Below are 16,734 nucleotides of genomic sequence, written 5' to 3' on the forward strand. Positions count from 1 at the left end.
GGGGTCTCTGGCGAGTTGAGATACGGCCTGAGATGCCAGCTTTCGCTGGCATGACGGTCGGGATGAAAACGGAACCGCCGGGCCAGTCCCGGTAGGCCAAACGAGAAGGAACCGGATCGATGATCCAGATGCAATCCAATCTCGACGTCGCTGACAATAGCGGCGCGAAGCGGGTGCAGTGCATCAAGGTGCTGGGCGGCTCGAAGCGTCGCACGGCCGGCGTTGGCGACATCATCGTCGTCAGCGTCAAGGAAGCGCAGCCTCGCGGCCGAGTGAAGAAGGGCGACGTTCACCGCGCGGTGATCGTGCGTACCGCCAAGGACATCCGCCGTCCTGACGGTTCGGTGATCCGCTTCGATTCGAACGCGGCCGTCCTGGTCAACAAGAACGAGGAGCCGATCGGCACCCGCATCTTCGGCCCGGTCGTGCGCGAACTGCGTGCCCGTGGTCACATGAAGGTGATCAGCCTGGCTCCGGAGGTGCTGTAATGGCTGCTGCGAAGATCAAGAAGGGCGACCAGGTGATCGTCCTGTCCGGTAAGGACAAGGGGCGCACCGGTGAGGTCGTCAAGGCGATGCCGAAGGACGGCAAGGTCGTCGTTTCGGGTGTCAATGTGCACGTCCGTCACGTCAAACCGAGCCAGACCAACCCTCAGGGTGGTCTCGATCGCTCGGAAGCGCCGATGCACGTGTCGAAGGTTGCCCATGTCGTGGACGGCAAGCCGACCCGCGTCCGTTTCGAAACGGGCAAGGACGGCAAGAAGGTCCGCGTCGCGGTAAAGACCGGGAAGAAGATCGATGGCTGACAAGTACAAGGCTCGCATGCAGGCGCGCTATGACGACGTGATCGTCAAGGCGATGACCGAGAAGTTCGGGTACAAAAATGCGCTCGAAGTGCCGCGGCTCGAGAAGATCGTCTTGAACATGGGCGTCGGTGAGGCGACCCAGGACAAGAAGAAGGTCGAGCAGGCCGCTTCCGAGATGGAGCTGATCGCGGGCCAGAAGCCGGTGATCACCAAGGCGAAGAAGTCGATCGCGCAGTTCAAGCTGCGTGAAGGCATGCCGATCGGCGTGAAGGTCACCCTTCGCCGTGAGCGCATGTACGAATTCCTCGATCGCTTCATCACGATCGCGCTCCCGCGCGTTCGCGACTTTCGCGGCCTCAACCCGAAGTCGTTCGACGGTCGCGGCAATTACGCGATGGGCCTCAGGGAACAGCTAGTGTTCCCGGAGATCAACTATGACCGCATCGACAAGGTGCGCGGCATGGACGTCATCGTAACCACCACCGCGAAGTCCGATGATGAGGCTCGCGAGCTCCTCCGTCTCTTCGGTTTCCCGTTCCCCATCGAGGCGGACGGCGAAGCGAAGCAGGCGGCATAAGGGAAAGAGAACTTAAGTCATGGCGAAACTGAGTTCCGTGAACAAGAATGAGCGTCGCAAGAAGCTGGTGGTGAAATATGCCAACCGCTATGCGAAGCTGAAGGCGCAGGCGAACGACAAGTCGCTCGACGAAACCGAGCGTCTGATCGCGCGGCTGAAGATGGCCGAGATTCCCCGCAACGGGAATCCGACCCGCATCCGCAATCGTTGCGAAGTGACGGGCCGTCCCCGCGCTTACTACCGCAAATTCCGACTCTGCCGTGTGCAGCTGCGCGAACTGGCCAACAAGGGCCTGATCCCCGGCGTCACGAAGTCGAGCTGGTAAGGACACGAAGATGGCAGTGACCGATCCCCTGGGTGACATGCTCACCCGCATCCGCAACGGCCAGCGCGCGCGCAAGGACTCGGTCCTTTCGCCGGCGTCGAAGTTGCGCGTCCGCGTGCTCGATGTTCTCCAGCGCGAGGGCTATATCCGCGGTTATTCCGAGGAAGAGATGGGGCCCGCCAAGGGCATCCGTATCGAGCTCAAATATTTCGAGGGCCAGCCGGCCATCAAGCATGTCGCGCGCGTCTCGAAGCCGGGCCGTCGCGTGTATAGCGGTTCGCAGGAACTGCCGCGCGTGATGAACGGCCTGGGCATCACCATCGTCTCGACGCCGCGCGGCGTGCTCTCGGATGCCGAAGCACGCGAGCAGAATGTCGGCGGCGAAGTGCTGGCGGAGGTATTCTGATGAGCCGCATTGGCAAAAAGGCTGTCGCGATTCCGAGCGGTGTCACCGCCACGGTCGCCGACGGTACGCTCAGCATGAAGGGCCCCAAGGGCACCCTCAGCATGCCGATGGCCGATGAGGTCATCTACGACGTCCAGGCGGACTCGATCGGCGTCAAGCCGGCCAACGAGACCAAGCGCGCTCGCGCGTTCTGGGGCATGCAGCGCACCCTGGTGCAGAACCTGGTGACCGGCGTGACCGACGGCTTCACCAAGAAGCTGCTGATCACCGGCGTCGGCTACCGCGCCAATGCCCAGGGCAAAAGGCTGAAGCTGCAGCTCGGCTATAGCCACGATGTCGATATCGACGTGCCGGAGGGCCTGACGGTCGCTACCCCGGACAACACGACGGTCGAGATTTCGGGCGCCGACAAGCAGAAGGTCGGCCAGCTGGCCGCCGAGATCCGCCGCTGGCGTAAGCCCGAGCCGTACAAGGGCAAGGGCATCAAGTACGACGGCGAGTACATCTTCCGTAAGGAAGGGAAGAAGAAGTAATGACCAAGGGTCTTTCGCTTTTCGAGAAGCGCCGTCGGCGCAATCGCACCGCGCTTCGTTCGCGTGGCGGCGGGCGTCCGCGCCTCTCGGTGCATCGTTCGGGCAAGCACATCTATGCCCAGGTGATCGACGACGAGAACGGCAAGACCGTTGCCGCCGCATCGAGCCTGGAAAAGGACGTGCGCGACAAGTCGGGCGCGAACATCGACGCCGCGGCCCAGGTCGGCAAGYGCGTGGCGGAAGCCGCGGTGAAGGCCGGGGTCAAGCAGGTCGTGTTCGATCGCGGCGGCTTCCTGTTTCATGGCCGCGTCAAGGCGCTGGCCGATGCGGCTCGTGAAGCCGGACTGGAGTTCTGAGAATGGCTGACGAAACCAACCCGACGGTCGACGCGCCCGTCGATGCGCCTGCGGCCGAAGCGACGACCCATGAGGCGCCGCAGGGTGGCCGTGGTGGTGGCAATCGCGGCGGTCGTGGCCGTGGCGGCCCGGGCGGCGGTGGCGGCAATCGTGGCGGCCGTGACGGCGGCCGTGGCGGACGTCGCGACGATCGTCGTGGCCAGGGCAACGACGATGGCGGCGAAGAGCTGATCGAAAAGCTCGTCCACATCAACCGCGTCTCGAAGACGGTGAAGGGCGGTAAGCGCTTCGGCTTCGCGGCTTTGGTCGTCGTGGGCGACGGCAAGGGTCGGGTCGGCTTCGGTCATGGCAAGGCGCGCGAAGTGCCGGAGGCGATCTCCAAGGCGACCGCCGCTGCCAAGAAGCACATGATCCGCGTTCCGCTGCGCGAAGGCCGTACGCTGCACCATGATGGCAATGGCCATTTCGGTGCGGGCAAGGTCACGCTGCGTTCGGCGCCGCAGGGTACCGGCATCATCGCCGGCGGTCCGATGCGCGCCGTGTTCGAATCGCTCGGCGTCGCCGACGTGGTGACCAAGTCGGTCGGCACGTCGAACCCCTACAACATGATCCGCGCCACTTTCGAGGCGTTGGGTGACCAGACTTCGCCGAAGTCGGTTGCGCAGCGGCGCGGCAAGAAGATCGCCGACTTGCTCGGCCGCAGCGGCGCCGACAAGGGCGTCGCCGAGGCTGAAGCCTTGGCGATCGCGGAGTAATCGACATGGCAGCCAAGAAGGAAGCAGCGACCGGTACGGTGAAAATCACCCAGACCGGTTCGCCGATCCGCCGCACCAAGGACCAGCGTTCCACGCTAATCGGTCTGGGCCTCAACAAGATGCACCGGACGGTCGAGCTGAAGGACACGCCCGAGGTTCGCGGCATGATCAAGAAAGTCGCTCACATGGTGAGTGTCGCCGAGTAACCCATCTAGCCCTCTCCCGCTTGCGGGAGAGGGTTGGGTGAGGGTCTTCTTTCTTCTTCTCCGCGGCGTTGCGGTCACGAAGAAGAAAGAAGACCCTCACCACCTCGACTAGGTAGCAAGCTGCCAAGTCTCCGTACCTCTCCCGCAAGCGGGAGAGGGGATAAAGCTCCCTCGCGGGAGCTTGCGCGACAAAAGCGAAAGCGAGTGCACGATATGAAACTGAACGAACTGCGCGACAACCAGGGCGCGCGCCATCGCAAGATCCGCGTCGGCCGTGGTATCGGCTCGGGCAAGGGCAAGACCGCCGGTCGTGGCCAGAAGGGCCAGAAGAGCCGTGAAGGCGTTTCGATCGCGGGCTTCGAGGGCGGCCAGATGCCGCTCCACATGCGTCTGCCGAAGCGCGGCTTCAACAACATCTTCGCCAAGGACCATGCCGAGGTGAATCTCGGCGCGATCCAGAAGGCGGTCGATGCTGGCAAGCTCGACGCCAAGGGCACGATCGACCACGCCGCGCTGAAGGCTGCTGGCTTGGCGCGTGGCGGCAAGGACGGCGTCCGTTTGCTCGGCAAGGGCGAAGTGACTGCCAAGCTCAGCTTCCTGGTCGCCGGCGCGTCGAAGGGTGCGATCGAGGCGGTCGAGAAGGCCGGCGGCAAGGTCGAGGTCATCGAGCTCGTCTCCGCCGCCGACAAGGCTGCCGCCAAGAAGGGCGTCAAGTATCGCGAGCGCAAGGCCGACAAGGAAGCCAAGCAGGCTGCCGCGAAGAAGTAATCCACACCGGTCCGTCGCTTGTGCGACGGGCGATAGGTGACAAGGCCGAATGGGCGCCTATATGAGCGGCGGGGGCGCGGGACACGCATCTCCGCCGTTTTTATTTCGGGACGATCAAATAAATGGCATCCGCAGCCGACAGTCTGGCCTCAGGGCTCAATCTTTCCAAGTTCGCCCAGGCGACCGACCTCAAGAAGCGGCTGTGGTTCACGATCGGCGCGCTGATCGTCTTCCGCCTGCTGAGCTACGTCCCGCTGCCGGGCGTCGATCCGACCGCGCTTGGCGTGCTGTCGAACCAGACGAATGGCGGCGTGCTCGACTTCTTCAACAATTTCTCGGGCGGCTCGCTCAAGCGCATGTCGCTGACCGCACTCGGCGTGATGCCCTACATCACCGCCTCGATCGTGGTGCAGCTCGCGACCTCGCTGTCGCCGACGCTCGCCGCGATCAAGAAAGAGGGTGAGAGCGGGCGCAAGCGGCTCAACCAATATACCCGCTACGGCACCGTCGCGCTGACTGCGGTGCAAGGTTGGTTTATCGCCGTCGGGCTTGAAGCTTATGGCGCCAATTCGGGCATCCAGGCGGTGGTCGAACCCGGCATGCTATTCCGCGTCGGCGCGGTGATCAGCCTGATCGGCGGCACGATGTTCCTGATGTGGCTGGGTGAGCAGATCACCAGCCGCGGCATCGGCAATGGCGTTTCGCTGATCATCATGGCCGGCATCGTCGCCAACATGCCGACCAACATCTACAATCTGGTCAATGGCAGCCGCACCGGCAGCATGGACAGTTTCCAGGTGATCGGGATCATCGTGGCGGTCGTTGCGATCATTCTGTTCATCTGCTTCATGGAGCGCGCGCAGCGGCGCATCCTGATCCAATATCCAAAGCGACAAACCCAGCGCGGCGTCCAGTCCGATCGCAGCCACTTGCCGCTCAAGCTCAACACCGCCGGCGTGATCCCGCCGATCTTCGCGTCGTCGCTGCTGCTGATGCCGCTGACCATCACTCAGCTCGCGGGCAACAAGGTCAAGGGCGATACCTGGTGGGGCGATGTCGTCATCGGCCTCAATCAGTACCTCCAGCACGGCTCGATGCTGTACATGACACTGTACGGACTGGGCATTATCTTCTTCTCGTTCTTCTACACCGCCGTGGTGTTCAATCCGGAAGAGACCGCGGACAATCTGAAGCGCTATGGCGGGTTCATTCCCGGCATCCGCCCAGGCAAGAACACCGAAGCCTATTTCGATTATGTGCTGACGCGCATCACGGTGATCGGCGCGGCCTATCTGGCGGTAATCTGCCTGGTGCCCGAATATCTCGTGTCCGCGCTCAAGATCCCCTTCTACCTCGGTGGCACCAGCTTGCTGATCGTGGTCAACGTGACGATGGACACGGTGACCCAGATCCAGTCGCATCTGCTGGCGCACCAATATGGCGATCTCATCAAGAAGGCGAAGTTGAAGGGCGGCCGCCTCCGTTAAGAGGGGCGGCGCCAACAGGGAGTAGATCGGCGTGAACATCATCCTCCTCGGCCCACCGGGCGCCGGCAAGGGCACCCAGGCGGCGAAGCTCGTTGCCGACCGCGGCATGGTCCAGTTGTCGACTGGCGACATGTTGCGTGCCGCGGTGAAGGCGGGGACGCCGACCGGCCTCAAGGCCAAGGCGATCATGGATGCCGGCGAGTTGGTGCCCGACGACGTCGTGTCCGGCATCATCGGCGAACGACTCGACCAGATGACGGCGGGCGAGGGGGCGATCTTCGACGGCTATCCGCGCACTGCCGCGCAGGCCGAAGCGCTCGACCAATTGCTCGCCGATCGCGGTCGCAAGCTCGACCGCGTGATCGAGCTGACCGTCGACGAGGACGCGCTCGTCGAGCGGATCACCGGCCGCTACACCTGCGCCAAGTGCGGCGAGGGCTATCACGACACATTCAAGCAGCCCAAGGTCGCCGGTGTCTGCGACGTCTGTGGCTCGACCGAATTCAAGCGCCGCCCCGACGATAATGAGGAAACCGTCCGCACCCGGATGGCCGAATATCGTGGCAAGACCGCGCCGATCATCCCGATCTACGAAGCTCGCGGCATCCTGGCGCGGGTCGACGGCATGGCGGATATCGATCACGTCAGCAGGGCGGTAGCGGCGGCGCTCGACGGGAAGTAAGGCGATAGGGCCGGAGGCTCGACCTTCATCCCCCCGGCAAATAGTCGTCATCCCAGCGAAACACCCTCCCGTCACCCCAGCGAAAGCTGGGGTCACAAGGTTACAAAGCGATCGCGCCGTCGCTTGAGATCCCAGCTTGCGCTGGGATGACGGAAGTGGCTGGGGTGACGGGGGGGGGGGTCGGCGGAGTGACGGATAGCTTGTGGCACGATAGTCTCCCGCCATCCTGAGGGGGATCCGCCATGTTCCGCACCGCAATTGCCACCATTCTGTTTGCGATCGTCACAACACCCGCCATCGCCGATGTCGTCAAAGCCGAAGCTGCGGGGTTTGTCGTCGAAAAGACCGTCACGATCGACGCCTCATCCGACACGGTGTGGGAGACGTTGCGTGCGCCACAACGCTGGTGGTCGAAGGGGCACACCTGGTCGGGCGATTCCGCCAATCTCTATATCGACAGCCAGGCGACCGGCTGCTTCTGCGAGAAACTGCCGGGCAGGGGCAGTGTCCAGCATGCGCGGCTGATCTTCGTCGACAAGGGCAAGATGCTGCGGATGGAAGGCGCGTTCGGCCCGCTCCAGGGTGAGGCGATCGTCGCGACACTGACGTTCGAACTGTCGCCGGAGGGCGACAAGGCAACCAAGGTCAAGATGACCTATGTCGCCGGCGGCTATTCACCGACCGGGTTCGAGAAGCTCGCGCCGCTCGTCGACGGCGTGCTCGGCACCCAGCTGGACGGACTCAAGGCCGCGGCGGAGGCGCCGCCACCCGCGCCGGTCGGCCCAGACGACAAGAAATAACCGGGAACGCCGATCTTCCTTCTCGCGTTCGATGCTTGCGGGCATTGGAAAGGAGGATGGCCGTGCGTGTCGATGGCGGCAATCGTTGGGCGCTGGGGCTTGGCTTGGGCGTGCTGGCAGCAGTCGGGACCGGCATCCTGGCGGGCAATCAGACGGTGGCCGAGATGAACCCGTTCTACGCCAATCTTGCCGCGGCGGCGGACGGGGCGGATCGCAACGCCGAGATCGTCGACGCGTCCTTCGTCCAGCCCGCCGATACACTTCCCGACACCGGCGATCTCAGTTATGGACGGGGACGAGGCGATGACGATCGCTATGCCGCCACCGACGTCCGCTGAAGCGCGGCCGACTGGCGCATTCCGCCCGCAGCCGCGCTTGACAGCGTAGCGACTCGACCCTAAGTGAACGCCCTTCCGATACACCGGCTGACCGGCGGCGCTTGCCTGCGTCCGCCGCTGTCGTGCGTTTCGGGGATCGCGATGAGATGGGGTACGTGGCAGCCATGCCGTATCCCGTGGAGCTAGGAGAATAAATTTCATGGCACGTATTGCGGGTGTCAACATCCCGACCAACAAGCGCGTAGTGATCGCGCTCCAGTATATCCACGGCATTGGCCCGGCCAAAGCCAAGGAAATCACCACGAAGCTGAACATCGCGCCCGAGCGCCGCGTTCAGGACCTGACCGACCAGGAAGTGCTGCAGATCCGCGAAGCGATCGACGCCGGCTATATGGTCGAAGGCGATCTTCGTCGCGAGACCGCGATGAACATCAAGCGCCTGATGGATCTGGCCTGCTATCGCGGCTTGCGCCATCGCAAGGGTCTGCCGGTCCGTGGCCAGCGCACGCACACCAATGCGCGCACTCGCAAGGGCAAGGCCAAGCCGATCGCCGGCAAGAAGAAGTAAGCAGGGGCGCTCATCCGCACCGCTACTTCCAGCTTCGAAGGTTAGGATAGAAAAATGGCACGTGAACCGCAGCGCCTTCGTCGGCGCGAACGCAAGAACATCACCGCCGGCGTCGCCCATGTGAACGCCAGCTTCAACAATACCATGATCACCATCACCGATGCCCAGGGCAATGCGATCAGCTGGTCGTCCGCCGGGATGATGGGGTTCAAGGGATCGCGCAAGTCGACCCCGTACGCGGCGCAGGTTGCCGCCGAGGACGCCGGCCGCAAGGCCGCCGAACACGGCGTCCGCACGCTCGAAGTAGAGGTCAAGGGTCCGGGTTCGGGCCGTGAATCGGCGCTTCGCGCGCTGCAAGCGGTTGGCTTCCAGATCACCTCGATCCGCGACGTTACCTCGATCCCGCACAATGGCGTGCGCCCGTCCAAGCGTCGCCGCGTCTGAATTCGTCTGGCCGGCGCGCGGTTGATCGCGCTGCGCCGGCATTCGCCCACGGCCGCAGGGGTTACCCCCACCCCCGGCCCAACAGAGGGAAGCCCCCGTGTCTGTCAATGCAAAGAACTGGCAGGAATTGAAGAAGCCCAACGCGCTCGAAAAGAAGGGCGGCGATGGGAAGAGCAAGGCGACCTTCGTTGCCGAGCCGCTCGAGCGCGGTTTTGGTCTGACCCTTGGCAACGCGCTGCGTCGCGTGTTGCTGTCGAGCCTTCAGGGCGCGGCGGTCACTTCGATCAAGATCGAGAATGTGCTGCACGAGTTCAGCTCGCTTGCCGGCGTCCGTGAGGACGTGACCGACATCGTGCTCAACGTGAAGCAGATCGCGCTGAAGATGCAGGGTGAAGGCCCGCGTCGTCTCCAGCTCGCGGCCACCGGTCCGGCCGAGGTCAAGGCCGGCGACATCGCCGTGTCGGGTGACATCGAAGTGATGAACCCCGACCTGGTGATCTGTCACCTCGACGAGGGCGCGACACTCAACATGGAGCTGACCGCCGATGTCGGTAAGGGCTATGTCGCCGCGGTTGCCAACCGTCCGGCCGATGCGCCGATCGGTCTGATCCCGGTCGACGCGCTCTACTCGCCGGTTCGCCAGGTGTCGTACAAGGTCGAGAACACCCGCGTCGGGCAGGAACTCGACTACGACAAGCTGACGCTGACGGTCGAAACCGACGGCACGGTGACCCCGGAGGACGCGCTCGCTTACGCCGCGCGCATTCTGCAGGACCAGCTGGCGCTGTTCGTCCACTTCGACGATTCGGCGATCACCCGCTCGGCGCCGATCGGCGTCGCCGCGGCACCGTCGGATACCGGCGTGTCGGGCGATACCCAGCAGATCAACCGTTACCTCCTCAAGAAGGTCGACGAGCTCGAACTGTCGGTGCGGTCGGCCAACTGCCTCAAGAACGACAACATCATCTATATCGGCGATCTGGTCGGCAAGACCGAAGCCGAGATGCTGCGCACGCCGAATTTCGGCCGCAAGTCGCTCAACGAGATCAAGGAAGTGCTGTCGAGCATGGGTCTCCGCCTCGGGATGGAAATCCCGGGCTGGCCGCCCGAGAACATCGAAGAGATGGCCAAGAAGCTCGAGCAAGAGATCATGGGCTAAGCCGCAGCAGCGGCCTATCCTTTCGATTTCGGAACGAAAATGAGGGGGCTTCGCGGCGACGCGGAGCCCCTCTCTTTTTACCCGTTTTGCCCGTAACCGACGGAATTCATTTGCTCGTCATAAAGTAACATCATAGGTTGCGAGCGGGGAATCCGGGGGGTTATTTCAGTGCATCAGCGAATTGTGCGTAACGCTGCGCTCGCGTGCAGTCTCGTTCCGCTGTGCGCCGTGGCGCAGACCGCACCCGCGCCGGCAGTGTTACCGCCAGTCCAATCGCACGCGATCGAGGCGGCACCGCTCGCACCGGCTAACGTTGCTGTCGCGCCAGTCTGTGCCGATTGTGTTACCATCCCCCCGCTCACGCCCATCCGGATCGAACTGCTGGCGGAAATGGGAAGCAAGCTGAGCAAGACCGGCCAGATGTTTCCGATCAAGCTCGCCTATCCGATCATGATCGACGGCAAGACCATCGTGCCCGCGGGCGTGACGGGGATGGGAGAGGTTATTTTTGCCAAGGGCAGTGGCGGTGGCGGCGCGGGCGGCGAGCTCGTCCTCGCGGCGCGCTATCTCGATATCGGCGATAAGCGGCTGCGGCTGCGCAGCCTTGTGGTGAACGGGAACGGAAAATCGCGCATCGACAGCGCGAACACGGTCGGAATCGCGATATCCGGCATTGCAGCCATGTTCATGAAGGGCAAGCAGTCGCTGATTCCGGCAGGGACGATCGCCGACGCCAAGACCGCCGAAGCCTTCAGCATCGCGCCGGGATCGGTCAGCATTCTGGAAGCGACGACCGGGCCGCAGGCGGGCCCTGCGATCGTTCCGACGCCCGCCACAGCCGCCGCGCCCGCGGTTGTCCCTGCGTCGGCGGGCGCGCCATCCGCTTTGCAACAAGCTTCACAAGAGAAGGGGAAATAACAATGACGTCGCGTATCGTTACCCTGACTGCGCTCGCGCTGGCGATGCTCGCCACGCCGGCCGTCGCGAAGGATAAGGACAAGGCGAAGGCCGAGGCCGTGCCGACCGAGTCGATCGTGATTCCGACCCCGCCGTCGGGCAAGGGGCAAATCGTATTCTTCCGTCCAGGCGGCACCGGCTTCGCAATCGGTTGCTCGGTGAATGAGAGCGGTCAGAAGATCAGTTCGCTGGGCGCTGGACGTTATTTTATCATGACCGCGACGCCGGGTCGTCACGAGTACACGGTCAAGAGCGAAGCCAAGGACACGCTGGCACTCAACGTCGAGGATGGTGAGACGCAATATGCTTCTTGCAAGATCAAGATGGGCATCATGGTTGGCCGTCCCGACATCCGTCCCTCGACCCGCGACGACTTCCTGAAAACCAAGAAGCTCAAGATGGTCGATGCGGACGACATGGGCCCGGGCGAGGGCGCACTGCGCCCCGACCAGCTCGCGGCGGCAGTTCCGGTTCCGCAGGCGAAGTAAGGAATCGGATGCGGTCGGGAACCAATCCCGCCGCATCCCCGAAAAGTTCAAGCCGCGCTCATGCGGGTGCGGCTTGACTTTTGCGTGCGGATCGGGTTTTGCCCACGCTTCGCGAAAGCATCGGGTTTTTGGGTGGTGGCCCGTTTTCACCGCCTGGCCGGAAGTGCCTGACACGGCTTCCGGACGAACAAGGAATATAAGCAATGCGTCATAAGGTTGGCGGTCGTAAGCTTCAGCGTACCTCCGCGCATCGTCTCGCCCTGTTCCGCAACATGGCGGCCGCGCTCATCAAGCACGAGCAGATCACCACCACCGTCGCCAAGGCGAAGGAACTTCGTCCCTATGTCGAGAAGCTGGTGACGCTGGCGAAGAAGGGCGGCCTGTCCAATCGTCGTCTGGCGCACGCCCGCCTGCTCGACGACGCGCAGCTCGTGAAGCTGTTCGACGTAATCGGCCCGCGCTACGCCTCGCGCGCCGGCGGCTATACCCGCGTCATCAAGGCCGGCATCCGCGCGTCGGACGCCTCGCCGATGGCGATCATCGAATTCGTCGATCGTGACGTCTCGGCCAAGGGTCAGGATTCGGGCCCGGTGATGACCGACGAGGATTTCGACGTCGCCGCCTGATCGGGCATTGGCCGACTGCGAAAAAAGGCCCTGCGAAAGCGGGGCCTTTTTTATTGGATCATTGCAGCAGCGAGCGCGGCGTCGGCGACAGCATCAGCACTTGCGGGGTGCGTTCGCGATAATTAGCCAATGTCGGCCGAAGCGACCCGCGCCAAACCGCCGTCGCGCGCAACTTGCGCTGTGCTGCCTGATAGGCGGCTGGGTTGGCGACCCGCGAGAACCACACCAGCAGCCGCTCGCTTTGCCGCACATAGAGCCGCGGGAAATTGTTGGGCTCGGTCTCGGGACTATAGACGGCAAGCACCGGCAGGCCGGCCGCGCGATAGGCGGGCGCCAACGTGTCGCGGAAATAGGCCGCGTATCCCTCGGTGGGCTGCTTCCACAGATATTCGATCGTCGCCACGACCAGCCCAGCCGGTTTGCCACTGGCACCGGGCGGCGGCCGCAGTCCATTTGGCGGCCCGAACCCCGATCCCGGCCAGGCGGGCCGTAGCAGCAGGACGTCGTCATTGTCGTTGAGCAACGGGTTGGCCTCGCCGCGATGCGCCTGCCAGACCGGTCCGAAATAGAAATCGTTGAGTGCCTTGCCGCGTGCCTCCATCGAGGGGAAAGCGCGGATCCAGGTGAACCGGCTGGGATCGTCGCGGTCGCGGAACTGGCCGACCAGCCGCATGCCCAGCTTTTCCTGACTTTCGACGAACTCGCGCTCGAACAGTGCGATCATCGCGTCGCGCTTGCCCGGCACGATCTTGTACTGGCGCAGTTCGATGACCGGATGCGGCGCCGCATCGTCGGCTGCGATGCCGGGGGCAGGGGAGGCGAGCGCCGCAATGCCGGCAGCGGCGAGCGACAGAAAAGGAACGCGTTTCATGTCCGGCTGAACTCCATGATCCAATTGGTTTCCCAGGTCGCGCCGTCATCGGCCGAAAAAGCCTGGTTCCAGTGCGCGGTGGTCGACGTCGGCCGCTCCCAGAGGAAGCGCAGTCGGACCGGACGGCCGCGGAAACTGTCGTCGCCGAAGAAGGTGCCGACGCCATCCTTGAACGCGCCGTAAAGCGGCGGATCGATCTTGGGATCGCGCCCGTCGATCCAGTGCAGCGACCATTGCCCGGTGTCGGGATGGAACAGCCGTAAAGTGGAGGCCTCATAGCGCTCGCCGGGCAAGTCGATCACGTTGCGGTCGAAATTCCCCAGGCCGCCCAGGATCGGATCGGCTTCCATCGTTCCGCCGAACTCGATCCATTCGTCGCACCCGGCGAGGCGTTCGCGACGCTGGCGGTGATGTACACGCCAGGCGCCGTGCAGGAAGTCGAAGTCGCCGGCTCCGTCGCGTCGCTCGTCGGGCCGATCGTCATTGTCTGGCATTTTCCGACTCCCCTCGTTTGGCGCCGACAAAACAGACCGGTCGACCTGTTTTGTCAATAGTGTTGGAGGCCGGGTATGGCGGGATCAGGATTCTTACCGGATTAAAAAAAGGCCACGCTCGCCGAGGAGAGCGTGGCCTTTCTGATTCCGGCGGGGCGCGGAAGTAAATTCCGCGCCATCGGTCGGGCCGGGCTAACCGGCCCGCCGGCCGCGCTTTCGCCGTCTCGCAGGTTAGCCTGCGCTAACCCGCGTGCGGCTCAGCGGCACTTATACTCGCTGTTCGACTGGTCGACTTTCTTGCCTAGAAGCGCGCCCAGCGCGCCGCCGATCAGCGTACCCGCAACGCGGTTGCGGCCACCATCGATGACGTTGCCGACGATGCCGCCGGCAGCGCCGCCGATGATCAGGCCGGTCGTGCCGTCGGAGCGCTTGCAATAATAACGGCCGTCGGATCCGCGATAGACCTGGTCGTTCGAGCTCAGCGTGCGCTCCTGATAACGCGGATCGTCTCGATAATAACGCGAGGCGTCATAATCGGTCGAATATTGCCCGTCATTGGGACCATTGTAGCGAGGGTCGTTATAGCCGCCATTATTATAGCCGTAGCGGCGGTCGCGCCGCTGTGCCGCTTCGTAATCGGCACGCGCGCGATCGTAGATTGCGGTTTCGTTGTCATAGCGGCGCTGGGCGGCTTCCCAGCGGCGCTGCTCGGGCACACTTTGCGCCATTGCGGGGAGCGCGATCGACGACAACATGATCGCGGCGATCGGGAGGGAGCGGATCATTTTTTCTTCTCCTGGTTATGGACGGCAAAACGCATTCAAGCCGTTATGGGTCCGAAACGGCGCCATTTCCAGCCATTGAACGCGGTGTGCCGCCTGATACACAGGATGCCCCACGCTAGCTTGCGGAGCCCTGAATGCGCCATATCTTGCCGCTGACCATGATTGCGCTTGCCGCGCCCGCTCTTGCCCGGACGAGTTCCCCAAAAACCGATATGACCGCCATCACTTATCCCGCCACCGAGCGCGGCGACACCGTCGACGAACAATTCGGCGTGAAGGTCGCCGACCCCTATCGCTGGCTCGAAAACGACGTCCGCGTCGATCCCAAGGTCGCGGCCTGGGTTGAGGCCGAGAACAAGATCACCGACGCCTATCTGGCGACGCTTCCCGGCCGCGATGTGTTCAAGGATCGGCTCAAGAAGCTGATCGACTATGAGCGGTTCGGCCAGCCCGAGCGCAAAGGCGGGCGCTATTTCTACCTGCACAATAGCGGTCTGCAGAACCAGGCGGTGCTGTTCGTCCGTGATGGCGTCGATGGGCAGGGCAGGGTGCTGATGGACCCCAATGGCTGGTCGAAGGACGGCGCCACCGCGCTCGGCGAATGGGCCCCGAGCGAGGACGGCAAGAAGCTGGTCTATGCGATCCAGGACGGCGGCACCGACTGGCGCACGGTCAAGGTGCTCGACGTCGACACCGGCAAGGTGCTCGACGACGATATCGAATGGGTCAAATTCTCCGGCCTGTCCTGGGCAAAGGACGGATCGGGCTTTTATTATTCGCGTTTCCCGGCGCCGCCCGAGGGCAAGAAGTTTCAGTCGACCAATGAGAATCAGGCGGTCTACTTCCACAAACTCGGCACGCCGCAATCGGCGGACGTCCTGGTCTATGCGACTCCCGATCATCCGAAATGGGGCCATGGCGCCGGGGTGACCGACGACGGCAAATGGCTGGTCATCTACACCACCGAGGGTACTGACAATCGCAACGATGTCACGGTCATCGACCTGACCGCGCCCAATCCGACGCCGCGCAAATTGTTCACAGGCATGGCCAATATGTGGGGCCTGATCGGCAATCAGGGCGGCAATTTCTACTGGCTGACCAACAAGGATGCCCCGCGCAACAAGGTAGTGATGACCAACCTTTACGCGCGTTCGGCCACCCCCCCCGAGGTCGAGGTCATCCCGCAGGACAAGGCCGTGCTCGACACGGCCAGCCTGATCGGCGGCAGGCTGATCGGCGAATATATGGTCGACGTGAAGAGCGAGGTCCGCCGCTTCACGCTCGACGGCAAGCCCGACGGAAAGGTCGCGCTGCCCGGCATCGGCGCTGCCGGCGGCTTCGGCGGCGAAGCCGACAATCCCGAGACCTTCTTCACCTTCACCAGCTACACCACACCGACGACGATCTACCGCTATGACGTCGCAACCGGCAAGGCGAGCGTCTGGGCGCAGCCGAAGGTGGCGTTCGATCCCACTGGCTATGAGGTCAGCCAGGTCTTCTATCCGTCCAAGGACAAGACCACGGTGCCGATGTTCATCGTCCGCAAGAAAGGCGTGACCGGCCCGGCGCCGACTTTGCTTTACGCTTATGGCGGGTTCAATATCTCGATGACGCCCGCTTTCTCGGCCGCGCGCGTGGCCTGGCTCGAACAGGGCGGGGTGCTCGCGGTCGCCAATATCCGCGGCGGCGGCGAATACGGTAAGGCGTGGCACGATGCCGGGCGGCTGGCCAACAAGCAGAATGTGTTCGACGATTTCATCGCCGCAGGCGAATATCTCAAGGCCAAGGGCTATACCGGCAAGGACCAGCTCGCGATCCAGGGTGGCTCGAATGGCGGCCTGCTGATCGGCGCGGTGGTCAACCAGCGGCCCGATCTGTTCGCCGCCGCTCTGCCCCAGGTCGGGGTGATGGACATGCTGCGCTTCGACCGCTTCACCGCCGGCCGCTATTGGGTCGACGATTACGGCTATCCGTCGAAGGAAACGGATTTCAAAACGCTCTACGCCTATTCGCCGTATCACAACATTCGCGCGGACAAGCCCTATCCGGCGGTCCTGGCAGCGACGGCAGATACTGATGACCGCGTCGTGCCGGGGCATACGTTCAAATACACCGCGATGCTCCAGTCGATGGATCTGGGGCCGAAGCCGCGTCTGGTCAGGATCGAAACCCGCGCTGGGCACGGCTCGGGCAAGCCAACCGACAAGATCATCGACGAGGCCGCGATTGACTGGGCGTTCATCGCCAAATGGACCGGCCTGGAGGTGAAGCCGATCAACTGAAACGAATGCACGGTCCGGC

24 protein-coding genes are annotated in these 16,734 nt (G+C 63.5%); 21 read left to right on the forward strand and 3 right to left on the reverse strand.

Annotation, left to right across the window (positions count from 1 at the left end):
* Positions 1–119: 119 nt before the first annotated feature.
* The 20 genes from rplN to rplQ all read left to right on the forward strand — a co-directional run bounded on the left by rplN (position 120) and on the right by rplQ (position 12,280).
* Positions 120–488: a 50S ribosomal protein L14 gene (rplN, locus tag AC1DQQ_RS04910; protein WP_066583980.1), complete on the forward strand. Its 369-nt coding sequence runs from the start codon at positions 120–122 to the stop codon at positions 486–488.
* Entirely contained in the window at positions 488–805 is a 318-nt protein-coding gene (gene rplX, locus AC1DQQ_RS04915; RefSeq protein ID WP_066803644.1) for a 50S ribosomal protein L24, read from the forward strand. Before rplN ends, rplX begins: the two co-directional genes overlap by 1 nt.
* A complete protein-coding gene (gene rplE / locus AC1DQQ_RS04920) occupies positions 798–1,382 on the forward strand; it encodes a 50S ribosomal protein L5 (protein WP_066803647.1) in 585 nt (194 codons plus the stop codon). Before rplX ends, rplE begins: the two co-directional genes overlap by 8 nt.
* A 19-nt stretch (positions 1,383–1,401) precedes the next feature.
* On the forward strand, positions 1,402–1,707 hold the full coding sequence (rpsN, locus tag AC1DQQ_RS04925) for a 30S ribosomal protein S14 (RefSeq protein ID WP_066803651.1): 306 nt from the start codon (positions 1,402–1,404) through the stop codon (positions 1,705–1,707).
* A 10-nt stretch (positions 1,708–1,717) separates the two neighbouring features.
* The gene (gene rpsH, locus AC1DQQ_RS04930) at positions 1,718–2,113 is read left to right on the forward strand and encodes a 30S ribosomal protein S8 (protein WP_066583973.1); all 396 of its coding nucleotides are present in this window, start codon (positions 1,718–1,720) and stop codon (positions 2,111–2,113) included.
* Entirely contained in the window at positions 2,113–2,646 is a 534-nt protein-coding gene (rplF, locus tag AC1DQQ_RS04935; RefSeq protein WP_066803654.1) for a 50S ribosomal protein L6, read from the forward strand. The genes rpsH and rplF overlap by 1 nt, the downstream gene beginning before the upstream one ends.
* Positions 2,646–3,002 carry a 50S ribosomal protein L18 gene (gene rplR, locus AC1DQQ_RS04940; RefSeq protein ID WP_478044410.1) on the forward strand — a complete coding sequence of 119 codons (357 nt, stop codon included), beginning with the start codon at positions 2,646–2,648 and terminating at the stop codon, positions 3,000–3,002. The genes rplF and rplR overlap by 1 nt, the downstream gene beginning before the upstream one ends.
* A 2-nt stretch (positions 3,003–3,004) precedes the next feature.
* Positions 3,005–3,757, forward strand: coding sequence for a 30S ribosomal protein S5 (gene rpsE / locus AC1DQQ_RS04945; RefSeq protein WP_478044411.1), 753 nt, complete (start codon positions 3,005–3,007; stop codon positions 3,755–3,757).
* Positions 3,758–3,762: 5 nt separating this feature from the next.
* Positions 3,763–3,963, forward strand: coding sequence for a 50S ribosomal protein L30 (gene rpmD / locus AC1DQQ_RS04950; protein WP_066583962.1), 201 nt, complete (start codon positions 3,763–3,765; stop codon positions 3,961–3,963).
* A gap of 213 nt (positions 3,964–4,176) precedes the next feature.
* A complete protein-coding gene (rplO, locus tag AC1DQQ_RS04955) occupies positions 4,177–4,731 on the forward strand; it encodes a 50S ribosomal protein L15 (protein ID WP_478028738.1) in 555 nt (184 codons plus the stop codon).
* 122 nt (positions 4,732–4,853) lie between these two features.
* A complete protein-coding gene (secY, locus tag AC1DQQ_RS04960) occupies positions 4,854–6,218 on the forward strand; it encodes a preprotein translocase subunit SecY (protein ID WP_478028739.1) in 1,365 nt (454 codons plus the stop codon).
* Between the two features lie 31 nt (positions 6,219–6,249).
* The gene (locus tag AC1DQQ_RS04965) at positions 6,250–6,900 is read left to right on the forward strand and encodes an adenylate kinase (protein ID WP_478028740.1); all 651 of its coding nucleotides are present in this window, start codon (positions 6,250–6,252) and stop codon (positions 6,898–6,900) included.
* Positions 6,901–7,142: 242 nt separating this feature from the next.
* Entirely contained in the window at positions 7,143–7,700 is a 558-nt protein-coding gene (locus AC1DQQ_RS04970) for an SRPBCC family protein (RefSeq protein WP_478044413.1), read from the forward strand.
* A gap of 56 nt (positions 7,701–7,756) precedes the next feature.
* Positions 7,757–8,038, forward strand: coding sequence for a hypothetical protein (locus tag AC1DQQ_RS04975; protein ID WP_478044414.1), 282 nt, complete (start codon positions 7,757–7,759; stop codon positions 8,036–8,038).
* Positions 8,039–8,237: 199 nt separating this feature from the next.
* Entirely contained in the window at positions 8,238–8,606 is a 369-nt protein-coding gene (gene rpsM / locus AC1DQQ_RS04980) for a 30S ribosomal protein S13 (protein ID WP_066803677.1), read from the forward strand.
* A gap of 54 nt (positions 8,607–8,660) precedes the next feature.
* Positions 8,661–9,050 carry a 30S ribosomal protein S11 gene (gene rpsK / locus AC1DQQ_RS04985; RefSeq protein WP_066583941.1) on the forward strand — a complete coding sequence of 130 codons (390 nt, stop codon included), beginning with the start codon at positions 8,661–8,663 and terminating at the stop codon, positions 9,048–9,050.
* Positions 9,051–9,147: 97 nt separating this feature from the next.
* A complete protein-coding gene (locus AC1DQQ_RS04990; RefSeq protein WP_066583937.1) occupies positions 9,148–10,209 on the forward strand; it encodes a DNA-directed RNA polymerase subunit alpha in 1,062 nt (353 codons plus the stop codon).
* A gap of 183 nt (positions 10,210–10,392) precedes the next feature.
* The gene (locus tag AC1DQQ_RS04995) at positions 10,393–11,127 is read left to right on the forward strand and encodes a hypothetical protein (protein ID WP_478044415.1); all 735 of its coding nucleotides are present in this window, start codon (positions 10,393–10,395) and stop codon (positions 11,125–11,127) included.
* Between the two features lie 2 nt (positions 11,128–11,129).
* Positions 11,130–11,654, forward strand: a complete 525-nt coding sequence (locus AC1DQQ_RS05000; protein ID WP_478028744.1) for a hypothetical protein — start codon at positions 11,130–11,132, stop codon at positions 11,652–11,654.
* Positions 11,655–11,857: 203 nt separating this feature from the next.
* Positions 11,858–12,280 carry a 50S ribosomal protein L17 gene (rplQ, locus tag AC1DQQ_RS05005; protein WP_478028745.1) on the forward strand — a complete coding sequence of 141 codons (423 nt, stop codon included), beginning with the start codon at positions 11,858–11,860 and terminating at the stop codon, positions 12,278–12,280.
* A gap of 58 nt (positions 12,281–12,338) precedes the next feature.
* Here rplQ and AC1DQQ_RS05010 read toward each other — a convergent pair whose 3' ends face one another.
* From AC1DQQ_RS05010 to AC1DQQ_RS05020, 3 genes are all read right to left on the reverse strand, one after another.
* Complete coding sequence (locus AC1DQQ_RS05010; protein ID WP_478044417.1) at positions 12,339–13,151, reverse strand: NIPSNAP family protein; 813 nt, start codon at positions 13,149–13,151, stop codon at positions 12,339–12,341.
* Positions 13,148–13,645, reverse strand: a complete 498-nt coding sequence (locus AC1DQQ_RS05015; protein ID WP_478044418.1) for a DUF1579 domain-containing protein — start codon at positions 13,643–13,645, stop codon at positions 13,148–13,150. Before AC1DQQ_RS05015 ends, AC1DQQ_RS05010 begins: the two co-directional genes overlap by 4 nt.
* A 257-nt stretch (positions 13,646–13,902) precedes the next feature.
* Positions 13,903–14,430 carry a glycine zipper 2TM domain-containing protein gene (locus AC1DQQ_RS05020; RefSeq protein ID WP_478028748.1) on the reverse strand — a complete coding sequence of 176 codons (528 nt, stop codon included), beginning with the start codon at positions 14,428–14,430 and terminating at the stop codon, positions 13,903–13,905.
* Positions 14,431–14,564: 134 nt separating this feature from the next.
* Between AC1DQQ_RS05020 and AC1DQQ_RS05025 the strand changes: the two genes are divergently transcribed.
* Positions 14,565–16,715 (forward strand): prolyl oligopeptidase family serine peptidase, encoded by a 2,151-nt coding sequence (locus AC1DQQ_RS05025; RefSeq protein WP_478044420.1) that lies wholly within the window; start codon positions 14,565–14,567, stop codon positions 16,713–16,715.
* Positions 16,716–16,734 lie beyond the last annotated feature (19 nt).

It is taken from the genome of Sphingomonas sp. P4_G3 (assembly GCF_056401105.1).